This is a genomic window from Nocardia sienata NBRC 100364, from assembly GCF_001613205.1.
Taxonomy (GTDB): Bacteria; Actinomycetota; Actinomycetes; order Mycobacteriales; family Mycobacteriaceae; genus Nocardia; species Nocardia sienata.
The window spans coordinates 1-698 of record NZ_BDBX01000129.1 but is presented as its reverse complement, the minus strand read 5'-3'; the positions used below and the strand labels follow the sequence as shown (position 1 = coordinate 698).

Annotated in this window: 1 pseudogene; it reads left to right on the top strand. The window is 64.0% G+C overall.

Features of this window, described 5'->3' with window-relative positions:
* Positions 1-698, top strand: a pseudogene (locus NS4_RS31045) (DNA-directed RNA polymerase subunit beta); the annotation flags it as partial.

The window sequence follows — 698 nt, the reverse complement described above, 5'->3', positions numbered from 1 at the left end:
TTCCGACGAGGTCCTCGCCGATCTCGACGAGCGGGGCATCGTGCGGATCGGTGCCGAGGTGCGTGATGGTGACATCCTGGTCGGCAAGGTCACGCCGAAGGGTGAAACCGAGCTGACCCCCGAGGAGCGGTTGCTGCGGGCGATTTTCGGTGAGAAGGCGCGTGAGGTGCGTGATACCTCGCTGAAGGTGCCTCATGGTGAGTCGGGCAAGGTGATCGGTATCCGGGTGTTCTCGCGTGAGGACGACGATGATCTGCCTCCCGGTGTGAACGAGCTGGTCCGGGTGTATGTGGCGCAGAAGCGCAAGATCCAGGACGGTGACAAGCTCGCGGGCCGGCACGGTAACAAGGGTGTGATCGGCAAGATCCTCCCCACCGAGGATATGCCGTTCATGCCGGACGGCACGCCGGTGGACATCATCTTGAACACCCATGGTGTGCCGCGTCGTATGAACATCGGGCAGATCCTGGAAACCCACCTCGGCTGGATCGGCAAGACCGGCTGGGAGGTTCGGCTCACCGACGGCACGCGCCCGGAGTGGGCGCAACGCCTGCCCGACGAGTTGCTCTCGGCGGCAGCGGATACGAATCTCGCGACACCCGTATTCGACGGGGCACGCGAGGAAGAACTCGCCGGATTATTGGCCTGCACGCGGCCGAATCGGGACGGAGAGGTCATGGTCGGGGCCGACGGTAAAA